This is a genomic window from Ureibacillus sp. GCM10028918 (assembly GCF_042666115.1).
Classification (GTDB): Bacteria; Bacillota; Bacilli; order Bacillales_A; family Planococcaceae; genus Ureibacillus.
Map to the genome: position 1 here is coordinate 595,699 of NZ_JBHTFK010000002.1, position 20,546 is coordinate 616,244.

23 protein-coding genes and 2 pseudogenes are annotated in these 20,546 nt (G+C 33.1%); 22 read left to right on the top strand and 3 right to left on the bottom strand.

From position 1 onward, the window contains the following. Positions 1-170: 170 nt before the first annotated feature. From ACFQU5_RS02945 to ACFQU5_RS02965, 5 genes are all read left to right on the top strand, one after another. Positions 171-740 carry a hypothetical protein gene (locus ACFQU5_RS02945; protein ID WP_390284539.1) on the top strand — a complete coding sequence of 190 codons (570 nt, stop codon included), beginning with the start codon at positions 171-173 and terminating at the stop codon, positions 738-740. A gap of 235 nt (positions 741-975) precedes the next feature. Beyond that, positions 976-1,482, top strand: coding sequence for a GrpB family protein (locus ACFQU5_RS02950; RefSeq protein WP_390284541.1), 507 nt, complete (start codon positions 976-978; stop codon positions 1,480-1,482). Positions 1,483-1,680: 198 nt separating this feature from the next. Further along, the gene (locus ACFQU5_RS02955) at positions 1,681-1,818 is read left to right on the top strand and encodes a hypothetical protein (protein WP_390284543.1); all 138 of its coding nucleotides are present in this window, start codon (positions 1,681-1,683) and stop codon (positions 1,816-1,818) included. A gap of 3 nt (positions 1,819-1,821) precedes the next feature. Further along, positions 1,822-2,277: a hypothetical protein gene (locus tag ACFQU5_RS02960; RefSeq protein WP_390284545.1), complete on the top strand. Its 456-nt coding sequence runs from the start codon at positions 1,822-1,824 to the stop codon at positions 2,275-2,277. Positions 2,278-2,513: 236 nt separating this feature from the next. After that, the gene (locus ACFQU5_RS02965; RefSeq protein ID WP_390284712.1) at positions 2,514-3,446 is read left to right on the top strand and encodes an aminoglycoside phosphotransferase family protein; all 933 of its coding nucleotides are present in this window, start codon (positions 2,514-2,516) and stop codon (positions 3,444-3,446) included. Positions 3,447-3,681: 235 nt separating this feature from the next. Here the strand turns inward: ACFQU5_RS02965 and ACFQU5_RS02970 are convergent, their stop codons facing one another. From ACFQU5_RS02970 to ACFQU5_RS02980, 3 genes and pseudogenes are all read right to left on the bottom strand, one after another. Then, entirely contained in the window at positions 3,682-3,921 is a 240-nt protein-coding gene (locus tag ACFQU5_RS02970) for a hypothetical protein (protein WP_390284547.1), read from the bottom strand. Between the two features lie 256 nt (positions 3,922-4,177). Next, positions 4,178-4,957 (bottom strand): annotated as a pseudogene (locus ACFQU5_RS02975) (IS110 family RNA-guided transposase); the annotation flags it as partial. A gap of 280 nt (positions 4,958-5,237) precedes the next feature. Further along, positions 5,238-5,495 (bottom strand): annotated as a pseudogene (locus ACFQU5_RS02980) (DMT family transporter). A gap of 106 nt (positions 5,496-5,601) precedes the next feature. Here ACFQU5_RS02980 and nikA point away from each other — a divergent pair. The 17 genes from nikA to ACFQU5_RS03065 all read left to right on the top strand — a co-directional run bounded on the left by nikA (position 5,602) and on the right by ACFQU5_RS03065 (position 20,385). Then, on the top strand, positions 5,602-7,233 hold the full coding sequence (gene nikA, locus ACFQU5_RS02985; RefSeq protein ID WP_390284549.1) for a nickel ABC transporter substrate-binding protein: 1,632 nt from the start codon (positions 5,602-5,604) through the stop codon (positions 7,231-7,233). 17 nt (positions 7,234-7,250) lie between these two features. Beyond that, complete coding sequence (gene nikB, locus ACFQU5_RS02990; protein ID WP_390284551.1) at positions 7,251-8,195, top strand: nickel ABC transporter permease subunit NikB; 945 nt, start codon at positions 7,251-7,253, stop codon at positions 8,193-8,195. Continuing rightward, positions 8,192-9,022 (top strand): nickel ABC transporter permease subunit NikC, encoded by an 831-nt coding sequence (gene nikC / locus ACFQU5_RS02995; RefSeq protein WP_390284553.1) that lies wholly within the window; start codon positions 8,192-8,194, stop codon positions 9,020-9,022. Before nikB ends, nikC begins: the two co-directional genes overlap by 4 nt. Positions 9,023-9,040: 18 nt before the next feature. Beyond that, on the top strand, positions 9,041-9,871 hold the full coding sequence (gene nikD, locus ACFQU5_RS03000) for a nickel import ATP-binding protein NikD (protein ID WP_390284555.1): 831 nt from the start codon (positions 9,041-9,043) through the stop codon (positions 9,869-9,871). Between the two features lie 32 nt (positions 9,872-9,903). Continuing rightward, on the top strand, positions 9,904-10,743 hold the full coding sequence (gene nikE / locus ACFQU5_RS03005) for a nickel import ATP-binding protein NikE (RefSeq protein WP_390284557.1): 840 nt from the start codon (positions 9,904-9,906) through the stop codon (positions 10,741-10,743). A gap of 154 nt (positions 10,744-10,897) precedes the next feature. Beyond that, entirely contained in the window at positions 10,898-11,209 is a 312-nt protein-coding gene (locus tag ACFQU5_RS03010) for an MATE family efflux transporter (protein ID WP_390284560.1), read from the top strand. 349 nt (positions 11,210-11,558) lie between these two features. Further along, positions 11,559-11,990 (top strand): GNAT family N-acetyltransferase, encoded by a 432-nt coding sequence (locus tag ACFQU5_RS03015; RefSeq protein WP_390284562.1) that lies wholly within the window; start codon positions 11,559-11,561, stop codon positions 11,988-11,990. A gap of 196 nt (positions 11,991-12,186) precedes the next feature. Further along, positions 12,187-12,519, top strand: a complete 333-nt coding sequence (locus ACFQU5_RS03020) for a hypothetical protein (RefSeq protein WP_390284564.1) — start codon at positions 12,187-12,189, stop codon at positions 12,517-12,519. A 161-nt stretch (positions 12,520-12,680) separates the two neighbouring features. Next, positions 12,681-13,088 (top strand): GNAT family N-acetyltransferase, encoded by a 408-nt coding sequence (locus ACFQU5_RS03025; protein WP_098310206.1) that lies wholly within the window; start codon positions 12,681-12,683, stop codon positions 13,086-13,088. A 302-nt stretch (positions 13,089-13,390) separates the two neighbouring features. Then, entirely contained in the window at positions 13,391-13,948 is a 558-nt protein-coding gene (locus ACFQU5_RS03030) for a GNAT family N-acetyltransferase (RefSeq protein ID WP_390284566.1), read from the top strand. 163 nt (positions 13,949-14,111) lie between these two features. Further along, the gene (locus ACFQU5_RS03035; RefSeq protein WP_390284568.1) at positions 14,112-14,624 is read left to right on the top strand and encodes a GNAT family N-acetyltransferase; all 513 of its coding nucleotides are present in this window, start codon (positions 14,112-14,114) and stop codon (positions 14,622-14,624) included. A gap of 224 nt (positions 14,625-14,848) precedes the next feature. After that, positions 14,849-15,322 (top strand): GNAT family N-acetyltransferase, encoded by a 474-nt coding sequence (locus ACFQU5_RS03040; protein ID WP_390284570.1) that lies wholly within the window; start codon positions 14,849-14,851, stop codon positions 15,320-15,322. Positions 15,323-15,627: 305 nt separating this feature from the next. Beyond that, positions 15,628-16,758 carry a DNA polymerase III subunit beta gene (gene dnaN, locus ACFQU5_RS03045; protein WP_390284572.1) on the top strand — a complete coding sequence of 377 codons (1,131 nt, stop codon included), beginning with the start codon at positions 15,628-15,630 and terminating at the stop codon, positions 16,756-16,758. A 466-nt stretch (positions 16,759-17,224) separates the two neighbouring features. Next, positions 17,225-17,776: a sigma-70 family RNA polymerase sigma factor gene (locus ACFQU5_RS03050; RefSeq protein ID WP_390284573.1), complete on the top strand. Its 552-nt coding sequence runs from the start codon at positions 17,225-17,227 to the stop codon at positions 17,774-17,776. A 3-nt stretch (positions 17,777-17,779) separates the two neighbouring features. After that, a complete protein-coding gene (locus ACFQU5_RS03055; protein ID WP_390284575.1) occupies positions 17,780-18,202 on the top strand; it encodes a PadR family transcriptional regulator in 423 nt (140 codons plus the stop codon). Then, positions 18,199-19,512 carry an FtsW/RodA/SpoVE family cell cycle protein gene (locus tag ACFQU5_RS03060; protein WP_390284577.1) on the top strand — a complete coding sequence of 438 codons (1,314 nt, stop codon included), beginning with the start codon at positions 18,199-18,201 and terminating at the stop codon, positions 19,510-19,512. The genes ACFQU5_RS03055 and ACFQU5_RS03060 overlap by 4 nt, the downstream gene beginning before the upstream one ends. Before the next feature lie 288 nt (positions 19,513-19,800). After that, complete coding sequence (locus tag ACFQU5_RS03065; RefSeq protein ID WP_390284579.1) at positions 19,801-20,385, top strand: hypothetical protein; 585 nt, start codon at positions 19,801-19,803, stop codon at positions 20,383-20,385. Positions 20,386-20,546: the final 161 nt, after the last annotated feature.

Genomic DNA, 20,546 nt, shown 5'->3' on the forward strand with positions numbered 1-20,546 from the left:
CTTTAAAGGACCAGATTGTAGAGAAAGTAAAACAAGTATTTATAACGTAAATGTTTTGAAGAATTGGACTTAAACTAAGGCTGGTGTTAAGTATAAAAAGAAATTGAAGATTTTTGAAACGTAAATTAAACGAAGACGTCTAATTCGTAAATTTAACTTGTGGAGGAATAATGAGATTAATACTATTGATAATGATGTTATCAATATCTCTAACTTCAATTTTTCCAATTCAAATTAAAGCGTTGAGTTGCGTTGAATTAGAAGGACCACCTATTAATCATTTTGATGCTGCGATTGTTGGGACAGTTTTAAATGTAAAAAATGATATTGAACAAAAAGGAATCACTGGTCCAAAAGAGACAAAAAAGTATGTTTTGGTAGACGTTGAGAAAAGTTGGAAAACTGAAGTAAATTCCCAATTAATTTTTGAAGCTGATTTTACATGGGCTTATAACTTTGAAAAGGGGAGCAAATACATTATTTATTTGAACGAAGAAAATGGGAACTATCTTAATAGTCCTTGTAGCCCAATTGTTTTAGTAGAATCAAGTAACGATTACGAACAATTACTTGGTGATGGTTTAAAACCAAAAGAAGAGGTTAACTTGGGCTATAAAATGTTGTTCAAGTATGACAAGGATTTAGATTTTGAACTTGCGATTTTAATTATAGCCATTTCGTTAATCATAATTTGGAAATGGAACTCAAAAAGAGTTAAATCATTTAAGAAAGAAGATTAATCTTATAGCGTTGACGAAGGTTTTAGTGATTTTCAACAATCGGGCGCGTTTCTTTAATAAAGAACGCGTCTTTATTCATGAAAAGGGTCATATTGTGGAACAACACTTTGAAGGGTGAATTTCTGTAGAATTCTACTTAATCTAAAGGGGCAGTTTTAGTGTAACAAGAATCTTTAAATATGGTATGATATTCCAATGTCTAAAAAACGGTAATAACGTTTAAAGGAGGAATATTATGTTAGGATTGCCAAGTGGTGAGGTCTTTTTAGTTCATTGGACAGAAGAATGGAATAAGGAATTTTTATCAGAAAAAGAAAAAATACAAGATAAAATAGGTGGATACATTATTAATATTCACCACATAGGAAGTACATCAGTAAAATATTTAAGTGCAAAACCTATTATTGACATAGCAATAGAGATCACAGATTTTAATGTTGGTGGGAAGACTTCCTCACTTTTAGAGGAGTTGGGATATTCTTATAAAGGAATAAACATTTTACCTGAGAGACATTATTTTAGTAAGGGTGAACCAAGAACCCATCAAATCCATATGTATCAATATGGAAATAAATATTTAATTGAACAACTAAAGTTCAGAGATTACTTGCGGGATAATACTGAAGCAAGAATTGAATACGAACAACTGAAAATTAACTTGGCAAAGTCAAACAAAAATAATAAACACAAATATGCTGAAGAGAAAACTGCATTTGTTAAATCAATTTTAGAAAAGATTTAAAGGTATATTTATTAAGCTTAAAGGGGTTTTAATTCAACAAGTAAAAGGTTGTAATCACTATTTTGATCTTCAACAATCGGGCGCATTTCTTTATTAGGAATGCGTTCGATTTGCATTAAATAGCCAAATTGTTCAATGATATATAGAAATAAATAAAATTGTTTTGACTTAAAATTGGGTTTAGAAAAGAGTGATAAAATGAAATGCCAAATCTATCAATCCTCTATGGAAGATTGGAAAGAGTCCCTTCCATTTGATATGAATGCAAATATTAGCTATGTTTATGATTGTTTTTTTCCAGAGGCAGATGGAATGCCGATCGATGTATTAAGTTGATGGATGAAAGAAAGCCAATCATTCCCTTTATACTTTTGTGTACAAGTACAAGAATCTTTTATAGAAATGTTTGAAGAAACAAGTATACAACATAAAATAAAACAATATACGAGTAAACAATTTAAAAACGGTTATTTAGTAACTATTATTGAAGTTAATAATGGCGAACAATTTTGCGGTATTTTCCCTTTATTAAATGTTATTAGTGGTATGGATGATATCGTTTTACGGTCAACACAAAAAGGCTGTTTTTCAGTTGGTGATGAATTTAAAAATAGGTCAGGGTTTACACTCGTTCCAATAGATATTATTCTCCAAGAGGGTCATACAGTATATTATTTACCGTATGCAGGAACTTCTCTTACTATTTTTTCGAATGATTTAAAGTTTTCTACATTTAAAAACGTAAGTAGCTTCTTACCTTCTTTTGTGGTTTCTATTTTAGATGATGAGGATTAACATAAAAGTGTTGAGCCTTATAAAATCGCGTTATAAAAAATAATAATAAAATTTAAAAGTGCCAATAATTAAAAATAGTTATTCTACAATTGGGCGCTTTCCTTGAATAAGGAGAGGGTCTTTCTTCATGAATAGGGCCAGATTGTTGAACAACACCTATAAATAAATTGGATATTTATGTTAAAGTATAGATAGGATTTGATGGACTTTAATTACCCTGGAGGTGTGTGGCTTCAATGTGCAGAGATAAAAAAACTCTATTAAAGCAAATCCCTATGATAAGTAATTGTAAGGACGTTATTCAAATTAATAAGGGGTATTCCTCAGATGAAAAATTTCTAGTACATATGAATGATGAAAACGAAAAGTTACTTCTTAGAACATTTCAGTTAGAAGAGTTTGAATCAAAAAAGAAAGAATATTCTATTCTAGAAAGAATGCTGGAATATAAAGTTACTTGTTCGCGGCCGATTTCTATGGGTGAGTTAGGAAGTCGGGGTTACATGATCACATCGTACATCGAGGGTAAAGATGCCGAGGATGAAATCCAAAAATACTCAGCACAAAAACAGTTTGATATTGGTTCTGAGGCTGGGAAAGAATTAAGGAAAATCCATCAATTTTCCGCTCCGAGTCATGTCACTCCGTGGTATTCAAGGAAAGAGAAAAAGCATAAGAAATATATTGACGACTATTTAGCATGTGGCATTAAAGTTGAAAACGACCAAAAAATAATGAACTTTATTGAGGAAAATATCCAACTCATGAAAAATCGCCCGAATTTATTTCAACATGATGATTTTCATCCTGGAAATATCATTGTTAACAATAAACAATTTGCTGGAGTTATAGATTTTAACAGGTTTGATTGGGGAGATCCTATTCATGAATTTCTTAAAATTGGCATCTTCAGTCGAGAGGTAAGTATACCTTTTTCTATAGGACAAATCAGGGGGTATTTTAATAATACTGAACCCGATGAATATTTTTGGAGACTTTATTCCCTTTATCTGGCAATGTGTGTCTTCTCTACTGTAATTTGGACCTTAAAAACTATTCCAGATAACATGGATGATATGTTAAGTAAAGTTTACACTTTTTTAGAAGATCATGATTACTTTAGTAAAATGAAACCTAAGTGGTATTCGGAGGAATGTACATTTGATTAAAAGAGCTGTTGCAAAATGGGAATTATTATGCAGCATTTTGTTATTGATATTCCACAATCGGGCGCTTTCCTTGGATAAGGAGAGGGTCTTTCTTCATGAATAGGGCTATTATCTTTAATAAGAAAAATATTAAAAATTGAAACTTTTACAAATTCTTATCGTCAAAAAGTACACAAGGTATAGTAATAGCGAGGGGAAGTTATGAAGAGCTTTTCGATAATCATATGGTTGTTATTTATCCTTTTGCTAGGGGGATGTTCACAAAAATTAAAGCAAGAACATTTAATTGTTGGAGGTATACACTATAATCACTTTTCAAATTCTGTAAATCATCTTTTAATTTCTGATTTTCTTCTTTAAGTTCGTTAATTTGAGGTGTGTTATCTTGAACTACAGAAGCTATTTCTTCTTTATTGGAACAAACTATTAAAATTACAAGAATACAAAAAAATATACCTAACTTAAATTTTTTCATACTATTCCTCCTTTCCCCTTTTTATAAATATACACTGCAACTGAACGAATTTTAATGTAAAAATTTGAAAACATTAGGGAATCTGTTAAGAAATGTTCTCAAAGTGGTTTATAATTTTCAACAAAACCAGCTAATAGTTGTCAAGATTTTTCAATAAAAATATTAAAACCTACATGCTATACTAAAAAAGGGTACACCAAATAAGCCTTCCTCTTTAAAATTGGAAGGTTTTGTTTAATGTGCTTAGATATACTTTTTAATCCTCGTTTTGGAAGGCTACTTTCCTTTTTAGTAGGGCATAAATCCAATGTAAAAGCTTATTAGCACAAGCAATTATGGCTACTCTAAAAGGTTTTCCTTCTTCGCGTTTTTTATCGTAGAACGCTCTTAATTTCTTATTTCTAGGGAGTATTTCATCACTTGTTTTTTGCTTACGTGCATCTCTAATACCGCATTGTACAGCCATAAACAATGCTTGCCTTAACCTGCTAGAACCTCTTTTGGTTATGCGATTTATGGAAGCAGTAAATCTACCTGAAGAGTAAACGCTAGGATCTATTCCAGCGAATGCTACTAGCTTTTTAGGATGATTAAACCGCTCTATCTCTCCAATTTCAGAGATGATTGTTGCCGCAATCTTTTCTCCAACACCAGGGATAGACTGGATTATCTCATATTCTTCAATTTCTTTAGCGAGGGCATCTATTTCTGCTGCTAACTTTGATAGATGCTCTTGATATTGAAGAACAATGTTAATAAACATTCTTAGGTTAAAGATATGGCTTTGGTACATGTTGTTTTGAAATGGATTACGTAATGCAGCTTCTCTCAATTTAATTGCTTTTTCTTTTGCCCATTTTTCTGAACGGGTTGTACATAATTCCGCAATTTTATTAGTAAGATCTGATTCGCTAACACTTAAAACCTCTTTGGAGGTTGGGAAGATTGATAAAATCTGTAACGAAATTTTTGAATAGAGATTCCCAAAGACACTTCTATATTCATGGAAAACCTGATCTAAAAAGGCTTGCACCTGACTTTCTCCTTTTGAAACACCAGACCTACGACTGGATTCATAATTAAATCTCCTCCTAAAGAAAACTAAATTCGTCGGTAACCCCTAAAGCTGCTTGTAATGTCATAGGTTCGCTTGTTAAACGGGATCCTTGTCCCAACCAGCTCGAAACATGTTTATACAAGTAGGGGGTGAACAGTTTTGTTGACGGGATTAAGTCCCACGGGCCAGACGTTCTACCCCGACTACCGTTATAATAAGACCTAAACGAAAAAGGTCAACCAGAAAAATCTGGCTAACCTCATATTACGATCGGGCCATATTGTTGAACAACACCACCAAGTCCCCAATCATTCAATTCGTCAGATAAAACCATTCCTAAAATTGCTCCGCCAGACACGCCAATTCATGTCCAAATTGTATAACCTGTACCCATAGGAAGTGTTTCCATTGACTAAGCAAGGAATATAAAGCTTGCTTCAAACCTAAGAATTGGAAGAACTAATGATTGCCAATTACGATTTCTGGGCAATTGATTGTTCTTAGCAACACCAAACATTTCCCACATTAATAGCTTAAATGTATTGAAATTGTATTGACAATCAGATGTTCACAACCTACTATTGATAATAATTATCATTATCAAATTGGAGGAACAACTTTTTATGATTAACCCAAAAAGTAAAAAACGATTTATACTTATGTCTGTAATGGTTCTTATTTTAACTATAGCTTTACTTGGTTGTTCAAGTGAATCCGTAGAAAATGAAAAATCTGAATCTACTTCTGACAGTGACAATATGATTACTTTTGCTTGGCCAAGGGATATAGGTGAAATGAATCCGCATATCTATAATCCGTCACAATTATTTGCTCAATCCATGGTATATGAACCATTAGTTAGCTACCAAGAAGGGGGAGAGCTAAAACCGCATTTAGCAGAGTCATGGGAGATTTCCGAAGATGGAAAAGAATATTTGTTCCACTTACGTCAGGGTGTAAAATTTACTGATGGCTCAAGTTTTAATGCAGAGATTGTGAAGAAGAATTTTGATGCAATATTAACAAATGTAGATTTACACAGTTGGTTAGGATTTATTTCGAAGATAGCAAAAACAGAGGTTATCGATGAGCATTCATTTAAATTAACATTAACTGAAGCATATTACCCTACGATTCAGGAGTTGGCTGTTGTACGTCCGGTACGATTCCTAGGGGAAGCTGGATTCCCTCAAGACGGCGACACCTCAAAAGGTGTAGAAAAGCCAGTTGGGACAGGCCCATGGGTATTAGAAGAGTATAAAGTAGATGAATTTGCTATTTTCAAACGTAACGAAAATTATTGGGGAGAACTGCCAAGTGTAGAAAAAATTAAAGTTAAAGTTATTCCTGATGCTGAAACACGGGTACTTGCTTTCGAAAAAGGTGACTTAGACCTTATTTATGGTGAGGGTGTTATCAGTATAGATTCTTTTAAGCAATTAGAATCCACAGGTTCCTATGAATCTAGCATTTCTGAACCAGTAGCTACTAGACAGCTAGTTATGAACACGAATAAAGATCAGCTTTCAGATTTACGTGTTCGTCAAGCATTACATTATGGATTTAATAAACAAGCAATGGTTGAGGGCGTGACATCTGGTATGGAAGAGAAGGCTGACTATATCCTACCAACAAACTTCCCTTATACATCAGATGTTGATGCAACCACAATTGATTATGATATTGATAAAGCAAAAACATTATTAGATGAAGCAGGCTGGAAGTTGCCAGAAGGTAAAAATATTCGAGAAAAAGATGGGAAGCCATTTGAAATCGAGTTAATGTATAACTCTGCTGAATCCATTCAAAAAACAATGGCTGAAATATTACAATCTGAGTGGGCAGGGTTAGGTGTGAAATTAAATATTGTTGGGGTTGAGCTTACCACTCAAGTTGAAAGATTTAAAGCGAATGAGTTTGATATGAACTTCTTTAGTAACTATGGATCTCCATATGACCCACATACTTTCGTAAACATAGTTGCTACAGAAGGGTTTGGATTTAGAGAAGCTATTTCAGCTTATCCTAATAAAGAGGAATTACTGAACCAAATTGCTAAGGTTAAACAAACAACTGATGAAAAAGAGCGTCAAGAACTATACACGGAAATTTTAGGATCACTACAAGATCAGGGTGCCATTGTACCTGTTTCGTATATTAAAAAAATAGCAGTTTATCAAAAGAATGTTTCTAATTTTAAATTCCCTGCAAACCGCGATGAACATCCTTTTACTGGAATTAGTATAAACAAATAAGCGACAGGAGAGTTTTCATGGGTACTTATGTCTTGAAACGAATAATCACCATCGTTCCAGTCTTTCTTTTGGCTTCTTTACTAACATTTGGAATGATTAACCTATCACCAGTGGATCCAGCTGAGGCATACTTTGCTGCGGCACATATCCAAGCAACAGATGAGATGTTAGAACAAAAAAGACATGAGTTTGGCTTAGATCAGCCTCTCCTTATCCAATATGTGAACGCCCTTAGTAAGATATGCCAACTTGATTTCGGCATATCTTATGTTACGAATAAACCTGTTTGGGAAGAGATTTATTCTCGAATGCCGGCAACTATTCAGTTAACTATAGGTAGTCTTTTGATTGCAATCTTAATAAGTGTTCCTATTGGTTTTTTAGCAGGCATAAAAAAGAACAGTGGAATTGACCATTTTAGTCGTTTCCTCTCTTTTATAGGGGCATCCATCCCATCATTTTGGCTAGGATATTTAATGATTTTTTTCTTTTCTGTAAAATTGGACCTTTTCCCAGTAGAAGGCACGGGCACTTGGAAACATTTAATTTTACCTTCAGTCACGTTGGCTTTTCCTTTAATAGCCTTATATACCCGACTATTACGTGCAAGTGTTCTTGGAAATTTACAAGAGTCTTATGTGCTTTTCGCACGGACGAGAGGGCTACATGAAAAAGTCATAATGGGCAAACATGTTTTAAGAATTGCCATTTCTCCTATGATTACTGGACTTGGGATGAATTTAGGAAACTTAATGACTGGAGCTATAATTGTAGAGGCAGTTTTCTCATGGCCAGGGTTTGGGCGGTATTTTATTGAGGCTATTTTTAACCGTGATATTCCTGTAATTCAAGGTTATGTACTATTAGCAGCTGGTTTATTTCTTATAAGCAACTTAATTGTCGACCTTATCCAAATGTATATAGACCCACGTATTTCTAGAAAAGGAAGGCAGTATCAATGATCGCAAAGTTTCGTGATAAATTAAAAAGTCAAAAAGTGATTGTCATTTGTTCTCTAACGTTGTGCGTGTTATTTTTAATCACAATCTTTGCACCGTGGATTGCACCTAATGACCCTATAGCCATCAATTTGGCTCATAAGTTACAGCCACCTTCTATGGATTACCCATTTGGAACAGATCATTTAGGTCGGTGTATGTTTTCTCGTATCCTATATGGTGCTCGTATCTCACTAGGGTTTGCCATGCTAATTTTTATATCAGCCTTAAGTATTGGTTTGATTATTGGTCTCATTGCTGGGTATAAAGGTGGTTGGGTAGATCAATTATTAATGAGATTCGGTGATGGTCTGATGGCAATCCCAAGCCTTTTGTTTGTTCTCGGTTTTGTTGGTATTTGGGGGGCTGGTCTTAAACAAGTGATTCTAGGATTAATTCTCGTACAATGGGTTTATTACGCAAGGGTAATTCGAGGAATGGTTCTAAGTCTGAAAGAACAGAACTATATTACTACAGCTAAAATCAGTGGCTCTTCTACATGGACCATCATGAAGAAACATATTATTCCGAATGTTCTTCCATCACTAGCGGTAATGGGAACATTAGAAATGGGTTGGGCGATTATGAATTTATCATCCATGTCATTTTTAGGCTTAGGTGTACAACCTCCTATACCTGAATGGGGGGCAATGATACTTGAGGGGAAGTCATTTATTAGAACAAATCCAGAATTAATGATTTATCCTGGCTTAATGATTATGCTAGTTGTTGTTACCTTTAATTTATTAGGTGAATCACTATCAGAACATTTTGGGGTTAAACGCCGCTAATGAAAAGGATTGATGAGAATGGAAGCTAATAATCGAGACATTTTAAATGTAAAAGACTTACATGTACAAGTAACAACCGACGAGGGTTTTTCCACACTTGTTCAGGACATTAACTTTGGAATAAAAAAAGGGAAGATTCTAGGTCTGGTAGGGGAAAGCGGTAGTGGTAAAACCATTACAAGTATGTCTATCCTTCAGCTACACGATAAGAAGCATATGGATATTAGAGGGAGCATTACATTAAAAGGTAGGGAATTGAATGGTCTAGAAAATAAAGAAATGCGGAAAATCCGAGGAAAGGATATTGCTTATATTATGCAAAATCCGATGAATGCTTTTACTCCCGTTTTCACGATTGGCCATCAATTTATTGAAACGATTAAATCCCATACTTCATTAAATAAAAAGCAAGCAAAGGAGCTTGCAATTGATATGATGGAAAGTGTAAATTTACCAGAACCCAATAAATTATTAAAGAGCTACTCTTTTCAATTAAGTGGAGGTATGCTTCAACGAGTGATGATTGCCATGGCTGCATGCTTACAGCCCTCCGTTATTATTGCAGATGAGCCAACTACAGCACTTGATCTTCATAGCCAATTATTAGTACTACGTCTTTTAGACAAGATTCGTACTGAATATGGAACTTCTATATTACTCATTTCTCATGATCTTGGAGTTATTTCAGAGATGGCTGATGATGTAATTGTAATGCAACATGGGAGAATAGTAGAAACAGCAAATGTGTTAGAATTATTTGAGACTCCACAACATGAATACACGAAGAAGCTGTTAAGGACAAGACCGACCTTATATTCTCAAAAACAACCTTATACATATATGTTGTGACAGTTAGATTGAATTTACCAGGGGTGAAATCATTGAGCTTATTACAAGTAAAACAAGTAAATTTTAGTTTTAATTCAAGAAAGCTTTTTAAAGGGAAGAATCAAACAAATAAAGTTCTTAATGATATTTCCTTTGCTATTGAAGAAGGAACATGTTTAGGCTTAATTGGTTCAAGTGGTGCAGGCAAAAGTACCTTAGGGAAAGTAATTCTCGGGATTCAACGTCCACAGCAAGGTCAGGTTTTGTTTAATGGCCACGACATTTATAATGCGGATAAAGCTACCCAACAAAAAATACGTCGCGATCTCCAAGTTGTATTTCAAGACTCATATTCAGCTGTTAATCCCCGAATGACAGCCGAACGTATTATAAGCGAGCCGTTAGAGAACTATGAAAAACTAACTCTAGACGAACAAAGAAGACGGGTTATTGAACTATTAGAAAGAGTAGGCTTAGATGAAAAGGATTCAAAAAAATATCCGTATCAATTTAGTGGTGGGCAATTGCAAAGGATAAATATTGCTAGAGCAATCGCACTAAAACCGAAGTTAATCGTCCTTGATGAATCAGTAAGTAGTTTAGATATGGTTACACAAAGCTTAATATTACAATTATTAAACGAATTAAAGAATGATTTTGGCTTATCTTATCTTTTCATTACACATGATATTAAAGCTGCTTTTTCAATTTCTGATCATATTGGCGTACTTGAAAAAGGAGAATTGATTGAACTTTACAATTCAAAAGACCAATTTTTCTCTTCCAAAAACCCTATTGTTAAACAATTAAGAGACTCCATTCTTGCAGAACACCCACGTTTTCGAACACTTACAAAACATAGCATAATAGAAAACAGCGAAAAGATTACCTAATTATCGGGGAGTCAGATTAAACGAATCCAAGATGTCAATGTCACAACATATTAAAATGCTGTGACATTTTTATTGTTTAAAGGGGAAGTAATATGAGTTTACAAAGTTCTACGTATACAAGCACTTTAAATCATCTCTAACGAATAAGCAATACATGGCTTTAGCCGTGCCAATTATTTTATCGCAGATGTCGACACCACTCCTTGGGGCAGTTGATACTGCGGTAGTCGGACAACTTCCGAATCCAATTTTTATAGGTGGTGTAGCCGTTGGTAGTCTAATATTTAATACTTTGTATTGGGTCGTTGGTTTTTTAAGAGTGAGTACATCAGGTTTTACCTCTCAGGCCCACGGTGCCAATAATAATGTTGAATTACTGTACTCCTTATTAAGACCGATGTTAATAGCAATGGTCATCGGTGGCTTATTAATTCTGTTTCAAGAACCTGTTAAATGGCAGCTTTAAAGATAATAAACCCTACTTCTGGTGTAGCTGACCAAGCCGCATTATATTATGATATTCGCATTTGGGGTGCCCCCTTTACGCTATCAACTATGTTATTCTTGGATGGCTAATCGGTTCGTCATATGTAAAATTAACTGTATATCTGCAAATAGGGATGATTGTAATAAATATATTCCTTGAATAAGGAAAGGGTCTTTCTTCATGAATAGGGCCATTTTCTGGAGTAATAATTATTGAGCTCCCTCAGTTAGTTGGAAAATATTACATATAATAACCAATATGTTAATATGAAGTTATTAGCAATATAAATGGGAGGGCGTAATAATCTGAATTTCGAAAGGTTGATAACGTGAATATTAGATTAAATAAGAAAACAGAAATCGATAAATTAGTAGAAATATGGTATAAAGGTTCTTTAATAGCACATGACTTTATTGATAAGGATTATTGGAAATCGCAGCAAATGGAGATGGAAAAAAAGTATATCCCAATGTCTGAAACCTATGTTATAAGTAATGAAAATGATGTTGTCGGCTTCGTATCAATGGTAGATAATTATTTGGCTGCATTATTTGTTGATGTTAAACACCAAGGTGGAGGGTACGGAAAGGGATTGTTAAATTTTATAAAAAGCCAAAGGGAAAATATACAATTAAAAGTGTACAAGAAAAATCACAAGGCTGTTGATTTTTATTTGAAAAATGGCTTTGTAATAAAAGAAGAATCATTAGATGAACATACTTCCGAAGAAGAATTTTTAATGGAATGGGAAAAAAGTTAGGTGTCGTTTGCAAGTTAGTTTATTACATGAAAATACAAAAGAATAATCTATCACAATCTGGCGCAATTCTTGAGTAGAATTGTGCCTTTTCAGCAATAGGGCCATATTGTAGGTAAAAGAGGGGGTTATTCTTTTCCACTTGAAATTGAAAAAAATTCCATATTAGGTTAACCTTCATTAAAGGGGTGTAATTAAAATGGACGGAGATTCTATTGTTTGGTTGATTATACTATTATCTATTGTGATATGTGATGGGATAGCAGTGTATTTATACCATAAAAAAAGAATCACTTTATGGGGTTCAGGAATTATTATAGCCCTGTTAATTCCAGTGAACGTTTATAGTTTTGTGGCTTTAGGAATTGATTATTTTGAAAAAAACAATACTGATCCGGATGACACAGGAGAAGGGATTGCCTTTGCAGGAGGATTTATAGCAATAGTACTGGCACTCAATGCAATAATTATGTTTGTTATAGGAGTTATTTTAAATATTTACACTTTCACTAAAAAGAAACAATGGGTATAACTGCACTTGAAAACGATCTTCCACAATCAGGCGTGTTACTGGAACAATGATAGTGCGGTTTCTTCAAGTAACCGGGATAAATTAATGGAAGAGGCTATGTGAAAATATAAATTTATGAGTTGATGTTAAAATGTGATTTAAAATAGTCAGGAGGTGATTATTTGGAAAAATCTATACATTATACGATTGAGCCCCCTGATAACTTTGAGCAATTACTAACTCTATATGAATCTTTAGGATGGAATTCACTTAAATTAACAGTTAATGAATTGGAACAAATGTGTAATCAAAGTTGGTATGCAATATATGCTTTTGATAAACAACAATTAGTAGGTATGGGACGTGTTATTTCGGATGGTGTAATTACTGGAATTGTATGTGGAGTGTGTGTGCTACCAAGCTATCAGTCTGAGGGAATCGGAAAAGAAATGGTGAATCGAATTATTCAACATTGTGAGCAAAATCGAGTAATTCCTCAACTTATGTGTGTAGAAAGTTTGGAAACATATTATGAAACTTTTGGATTCAAGAAATTTACCATTGGTATGACAAAGAATATAAATCGATAAATTTAAATTAATTTATTGAGGGGTTTTGGCTGAAAAACTGAAATTTTCCGCCAAAACCATTTGTAGAATTAACGGATGCTTATATTGAATAAGCAACTATCTTCAACAATCGGGCGCATTTCTTTAATAAGGAATGTGTCTTTTTCCATTATATGTACATCTAACGAAATAATAATTAATAGGTAATATATGGTTATATGTGTTAATATTTGGGTTGAACAGTGAATAAATACACTTAAACTAAAGGGGCAGAATTGTTGGACAAAGAATATAAAAGTCTATAAATATTGGGGGAAATATTCTTGGAAACAAAAAGGTTATTACTAAGACGATTAACTACTGATGATTCGGAGAGAATTGAAGAATTGGCTGGCGACTATGATGTAGCTAAATCTACTTTAAATATTCCTCATCCGTATCCTAAAGGATCTGCGATACAATTCATTGAAAATATCTTTAGTGCAGAAAAAAGTGAGAAAATTATAATGTTTGCGATAACAGAAAAAGAATCACAACTACTTATTGGCCTAATTAACATAAACTTGTCCGCACCATATAAAAGAGGGGAACTAGCCTATTGGGTTGGTAAGCAGTATTGGGGTAAAGGATATGGTACAGAAGCCACTAAAGCGTTATTGGAATATGGGTTTAATCAACTCAATCTAAATAAAATTTTTGCCGCATCATTTACTTCTAACCCTGGCTCGTGGAGAATAATGGAGAAAGTAGGACTGAAATATGAAGGTACATTAAAGCAACACGTAGCTCGATTTGGTCAATTTTACGATTTAGCTTACTATGGGTTATTAAAAGAAGAGTTTGAGAAAGAAATACAAAAGAAAAGTTTAGATAATAAATGATTACTTTCACTTACAAGGGCTTTAGTTGAGAAAGCAAAAGGCAGAAATCACTATTTGATAATCAAACAATTGGGTGAATTCTGGATAGACCATTTTTATACGTAGAACCGTATTGTGAGGTATGATTTCTATATATATAAAGATGGGTGGGGGAAAAATAAGCGTGATTTTAGACAAAGAACTACATATTAGACTTATGGACAATGGTGATTTTGATTTAATGGTAAAATGGCTAAATGACCAGAGGGTATTAGAATTTTATGAAGAACCACCTTCAAATTTAGATAGAGTGTTGAATAAATACGGTCCAAGGATAGAAGGTAAACACTATGTTACTCCTTGTATTGTAGAATACAATAATGAATCAATTGGTTATATACAATATTATGAGATTCAAGAAAATGAATTGAAAAAATACGGCTATTTAGGAAACCAAAATATCTATGGAATAGATCAATTTATAGGAGAACCTAATTTATGGGGTAAAGGGATAGGAACTAAAATGATAGAAATGATGTTAAAGTTCCTTTGTAATAAAGGTGCCTCAAAAGTTCTGTTAGAGGTAAAAAGTGATAATGTCAGAGCAATATCAAGCTATAAGAAATGTGGTTTTAGGAGAATCAAAGATCTTAACAATAATCTAGTTTTAATGGAATGGATAGCAAAAATTAAATAATACTTATACTTTATCATTAAGCTAATCAGATCTTTATCTTCCGCAAATCGGGCGCAATTCTTGAAAAAGGATTGTACCTTTTTCAGTAATAGGGCCATATTGTTGAACAACGTCTTATATAAAGTAAGGAACTTATGTTAAAATTTAGGTGATTTTGAAGTGATGTTCTTAAAGTAACAGGTAGTTAATGTAAGAAGGTTTTTATAAGACAGGAGGTTTAATGAATGAATATTTTAATTGATACGGCAACCTTTGAGGACTATTATGCTGTGAATTTGATAGTTAAAGAAGGTCAAGATGAACATTCGGAAGCATTACCACATATTTTTAATAAGGTTGACATAGTTATGCCAGAAAGCTATTTTCGTGAATTGTTAGAAGGCACTAATACTGAAATACTAATTGTTAGAATAAATGAAGAAGTGGTTGGATTTGCGGTTATGGAGTTAAGTGATTCTCCATCATTTGATTCTTTGGTACCTAGGAAATTTGCTTACATGAATGATTTTGGTATAAAAAATAGCTATCAAAGAAATGGAATAGGAAAAGTCTTATTTGAAGCTTGTATGGAATGGGCTAAAAATAAAGATGCTACATCGTTAGATTTAAACGTCTGGGATTTTAACAAGAAAGCTATTTCTTTCTATGAGAGTTTTGGAATGAAAACCATCAGTAGTAAAATGACATTACACTTATAAAGAGAAAAATTTATTAATATCGTTATTTTAATGAAGTTTGTGAAAAAGTCCACTTGTAAGTAACTGGGCTTAAGTTGAAAAGGATTTTCAACAATCGGGCGCATCTCTTTAATTAGGAATGTGTCTCTTTCCGTTTAAGGGCCAGAGTGTCAAGGAAAGCAAACATATATTTTTATTAGTACAATCGTGATTGTGAAGGAGTACACTTAGACTAACGCAACAGGATAATAGAACACGAAAACAGGGTTTATTAATAATTTTGTCGAATTAATTACATTAACGATAATTATGAGGTGAATTTTTTTATGGAATTTATTATAGACCATGAATGTTTTAAAAGAGCAATTTCAGATGTTAATAAAGCTGTATCCTTAAAAACGCCTTTCCCTATTTTGACAGGTATTAAGATAATAGCTGATGACAATTGTTTAATCTTAGTAGGAAGCAACTCAGACATAGTGATTGAAAAGATTATTCCTTTAACAATTGATGGAGCAAATGTATTAGAAGTTTATGAGACAGGAAGTGTTGTTATATCTGCTAAATATTTAAATGAGATTGTTAGAAAATTAACAGCTAAAGTACATATAAGAGTAAATGAAAAACATGTGGTTACAATTCAATCTGATGAAATTTTAACTAAACTGTATGGGTTTAATTCTGAAGAGTATCCGAATCTACCTCAAATCGACGAAGCTAATTACATTAAAATCCACAGTATGGACTTGATGGAGATGATTAAACAAACCGTGTTTGCAGTCTCTAGGAGTGAGTCTAGACCTGTTTTGACAGGAGTAAATTTGTCATTCGAAGATAACCAACTTAAATGTGTGGCAACAAATTCTCAGCGTCTTGCGTTAAGAATACTAACAGTAGAATCCAATATAAATGGATCTTTTATTGTTCCCAGTCCTAGTTTAAATGAGCTGACCAATTTACTAAATAAGGATAGTGGAGTAATACATATTTTTGTTTCAGACAGCTATATTGTATTTAAATCAAATACCACTTCTCTTTTTTCTAGGTTAATTGAGGGGAGTTATCCTAACATTCTAGGGTTATTACCTAAGGACTCGAAAACGACAATTACTCTTAATACAAATCAATTATTAAAAGGTATTGATAGAGCCTGTCTTTTTGCAAGTGAATGGAAAAATAACAATGTACATTTAGAAATCAAAGATGAGACAAAAATCAGGATTTCTTCAAATTCATCTCAAATTGGGACAATAGAAGAAACTCAAACTATTAAAGCTCTTAATGGTGAAGCCAATCTTAGTATCTCGCTTGATGGAACGTTTTTAATAGATGCCTTAAAAAAAATAAAAGAAGAAGAGATAAGATTAAGCTTTGGTGGTTCGATGAGTCCCGTCTTAATAGAACCTATTGATAATTCTTCTTATCTTCATCTTATTTCACCAGTGCGTTCATATTAAATAAAAGATTTTTATTGTACTTTTAGTGATTAAAATTAAATAGTATGACAATTTTCCACAAACAAGTAAATAACATTCTTCAACAATCGGGCGCGTTTCTTTAATAAGAAATGCGTCTTTATTCATGAAAAGGGCCATTTTGTTTCATAACAATTATTATGCAAATTAGATAATGTAGAGGTTTACACTTAAACTATTTGGTAACGGTAAATGCAGATTTACAAGTTATGCAATTCTGATTAGAACTGTTGTAATTACAGTTCCTTCTGAGAAATAAGGGATCATTAGTCGAATAAGTAGTCTTAAAAGCGACCTAACCTACCTACAACATTTTGGAACAATCTGATAAGAGGTTGTTCCTTTTTCCACTTATACTCCAGAATACAGACGGTCATAAAAAAATTATATTTTTTCAAACCGAATGAAGGGTAGCTTCGTCTAAGATATATGAGGTGGTGACAACTAGATGAATGAACTAAACCAATTGGCGGTGACAGATGAAATGATGCTGGATGAGCGTGAGCGGATCATTGATCAATTAATGCGTGAATACAGCGATGATATCCTGCATCTTGTATATACATATGTAAAAAACCGAACCATAGCAGAAGATTTAGCACAAGAGATATTTATAAAGTGTTATGAAAAATTAAATCAATTTAATGAGCAGTCAACAATAAAAACTTGGGCTTATCGCATTGCGAGTAACCATTGCAAGGACTATTTAAGAAGCTGGCATTATCGCAAAATAACGCTTAGCAATAAAGTATTTGACCATATCCCTTCTAAGTCAAAACAGGTGGAAGATGAGGTTATCAAGCATAGTGAAGAAAATAGCTTAACGAATGCCGTCATGAATTTGCCTCTAAAGTACAGAGAAGTCGTATTTCTACATTATTATGAAGAACTGTCTTTAAAACAGATAAGCAAGATTACTTCAGTAAATATAAATACATTAAAAACGAGATTAAAGCGTGCGAAGGAATTATTAAAAGACAAGATGATAGAGGAGGTTTAGGAGATGAATGATCCATTTAAGAACCTGAAGAGTTCGATGGAAAAATCAATATTCAAGGATTTTTCTTTTTCTAATGAAAGAAAAAATGCCGTGCGTGAAGCCATTCGTACGAATCAGCAATCTCAATTTCATACAGAAACAATTATAGCTATATTAGAATCTGTTCAGCATGAATCAAAGGATGGCTATAATATTTCCGTCCAACTTTTTCAAAAAAATGAACGTGCTTTCCAAAAAAATGAAGGGCAGCTTTATACACTGCTACATCTATTAGAAAATAAAGAAATGCTTACTTCAAATTGGATAAATAACAAGAAATATTATTCTTTAAACTCTAAAGGTAAAAAATACTTAGCTACTTATAAACAAGATACCACTAAACAAGGATTATCCCTTAATCCCTTTATAACGGAGGCATCTTTATGAGTTCCCCAAAATTTGAAGAATTTTTAAGCAAAGTCACTTCCAAAGTCAAATCTACGGAGGCCCACAACAGAATAAAAAAAGAGCTTACTCATCATCTGCAAGAGTTAAGTCAATCTTACAAAAAAAGAGGATTTTCTGAAGAAGATTCAGATGAAAAGGCCATTCAAGAAATGGGAAATCCATTTATTATTGGAGAGAAATTAAATCACCTTCATAAGCCAAAAATGGATTGGATTCTAATTGTTTTATTTGTTATTTTTGCTAGTATCAGTTTTCTCCCGTTAGTTGGCGGAATTCCTGGGATTTCATCATCAATCACCCATATTATGGGGAGACAAGCTATCTGGTACTCCTTGGCTGCTCTTGTGATTTTTGGGTTTCTTTTCTTTAATTATCAAAAATCAAAGAATTGGTGGATGCACTTTTATGCTATCGGCTTGTTTATTCACGTATTTCTCTATTTATTTGGATATACGGTCAACGGAGCAAAAAGATGGATTTCACTTCCAGGCCTGACGGTCGATGGCACTATATTGAGTTTATTTTTCTTTTTCCTGGCTTGGGCCGGTATTTTTAACAAAATAAATGAGTTTCGCAGTTGGAAAAAACAAGGATTTCTTCTTGTTTTATTTTGGATTCCCATATTGCTCTACATGATAGTGCCAAACTTTATGGTTGGGGTCATTTACTTTTTCTGTTTACTAGGAATGTTTACATTTGCACGTGTTCATAAGAAATTAGCTATCAACCTAGTCGTATCAAATCTAGTGGCTGGTATCATCTTCATCATTATGATTATTACTACGACCTCACACCAAAGTTATTTTCTTACTAGATTATCTACTTTTATAAACCCAAATGCCGATCCAAATGGAGACGGATATATGTATGTGGTCGTTAGGAATGTCCTTGCAGAAGCGGGATGGTTCGGTAACGGACTTAATAATGATTTGAAATTTCAATTGTTGCCAGAATCACATACAGATTTTGCTTTCCCCTTCCTCGTCTATTCTCTTGGTTGGACATTCGGAATCGGTCTTTGTTTGGTTCTGCTGATTTTTATTTTAAGAATCTCAAAAAATGCATTTAAAACAAAAGATCCTTATGGGAGATTAATCGTAATCGGTGGTGCTGTATTATTTGCCGTTCCTACAACTTGGAATATATTGATGGCCATTGGAATCGTGCCCATCATGGAAGTTTCCCTGCCGTTTATTAGTTATGGAGGAAGTGCAATCCTCTTTTACGCTGCTGTTTTAGGGTTCATTTTAAATATTTATCGAAGAAAGGATATTGTAGAACCCCGATAGCAGATGATATAAACATTTAAAATCAAAAATCTGAATGATGATAAAAAGGGCGACAGCTAAATAATAGTTGTCGCCTTTTTTTTAATCTCGAAGTACCGGTAATTTGATGAAATAATTGGTTTTATTAATGAGAACAAATTTAGTTATTCCATAAGAGGGCGCAATTCTTGAGTAGAATAGCGCCTTTTTCAGCAATAGGGCCAAATTGTAGAATAACAAAATTGAATGGATGTGGTAATTAGTGTTAAATTTAATTGAAATACTTTAGATTGCTAAAGGAGTCCAATTATGAATATTTCATTATTAATACGAACAGATGCACTCTATTCACTTAATTTTTTTATCTACTTGCAAAATATTTATCTTAATCAGACCCAAAGGGAAGAACGATTTAAATTCCCATACGTAACAGAAATGATTCAGTTTTATGATAACTTTGAAATGAAATTCAAACAGTTATGGGAAGGCATATTAATTAAATTTTATAAAGAAAAAGATAATGGTTTAGATTTAAAAATATTCTATGAGGAAAAGGATTTATTTTACGATAAACTTTTCATCCCTAATTCAGATAGTTTAAAAACATATAATGAAATTCACACAGGCTTTGAAGTGTGGTGGAGTAGTGTAGCAGGAAGATTTTCTGTAGAAAATGTTATTGAAAATCCGATGCATAATATATATATAGAATTAACTAATTCTTTAAAGAAAAATGAAAGAGAACCTAAAAAACAGTTGAACATTAGCTTAATTTACGATAAATGCATATTAAGCAATACCAAGTTTCATTCTTATTTTGCAGTGCTATTCATTATGGATATTTACAGTAATAAAGAAGAATTGATACTCAAATTACAGAGCTGCATTAGTTAAATTGATGATGAGATTTATTCAACAATCAGGCGCTTTCCATGAATAAGGAAAGTGCTTTATTTAATTAAAGGGCCATATAATTGAATAACGTCCTTATAGAAGTTTGGATAGTTATGCTAAAATTCAAGTAGTGTTATACATATTAATTACTAAGAAAAATG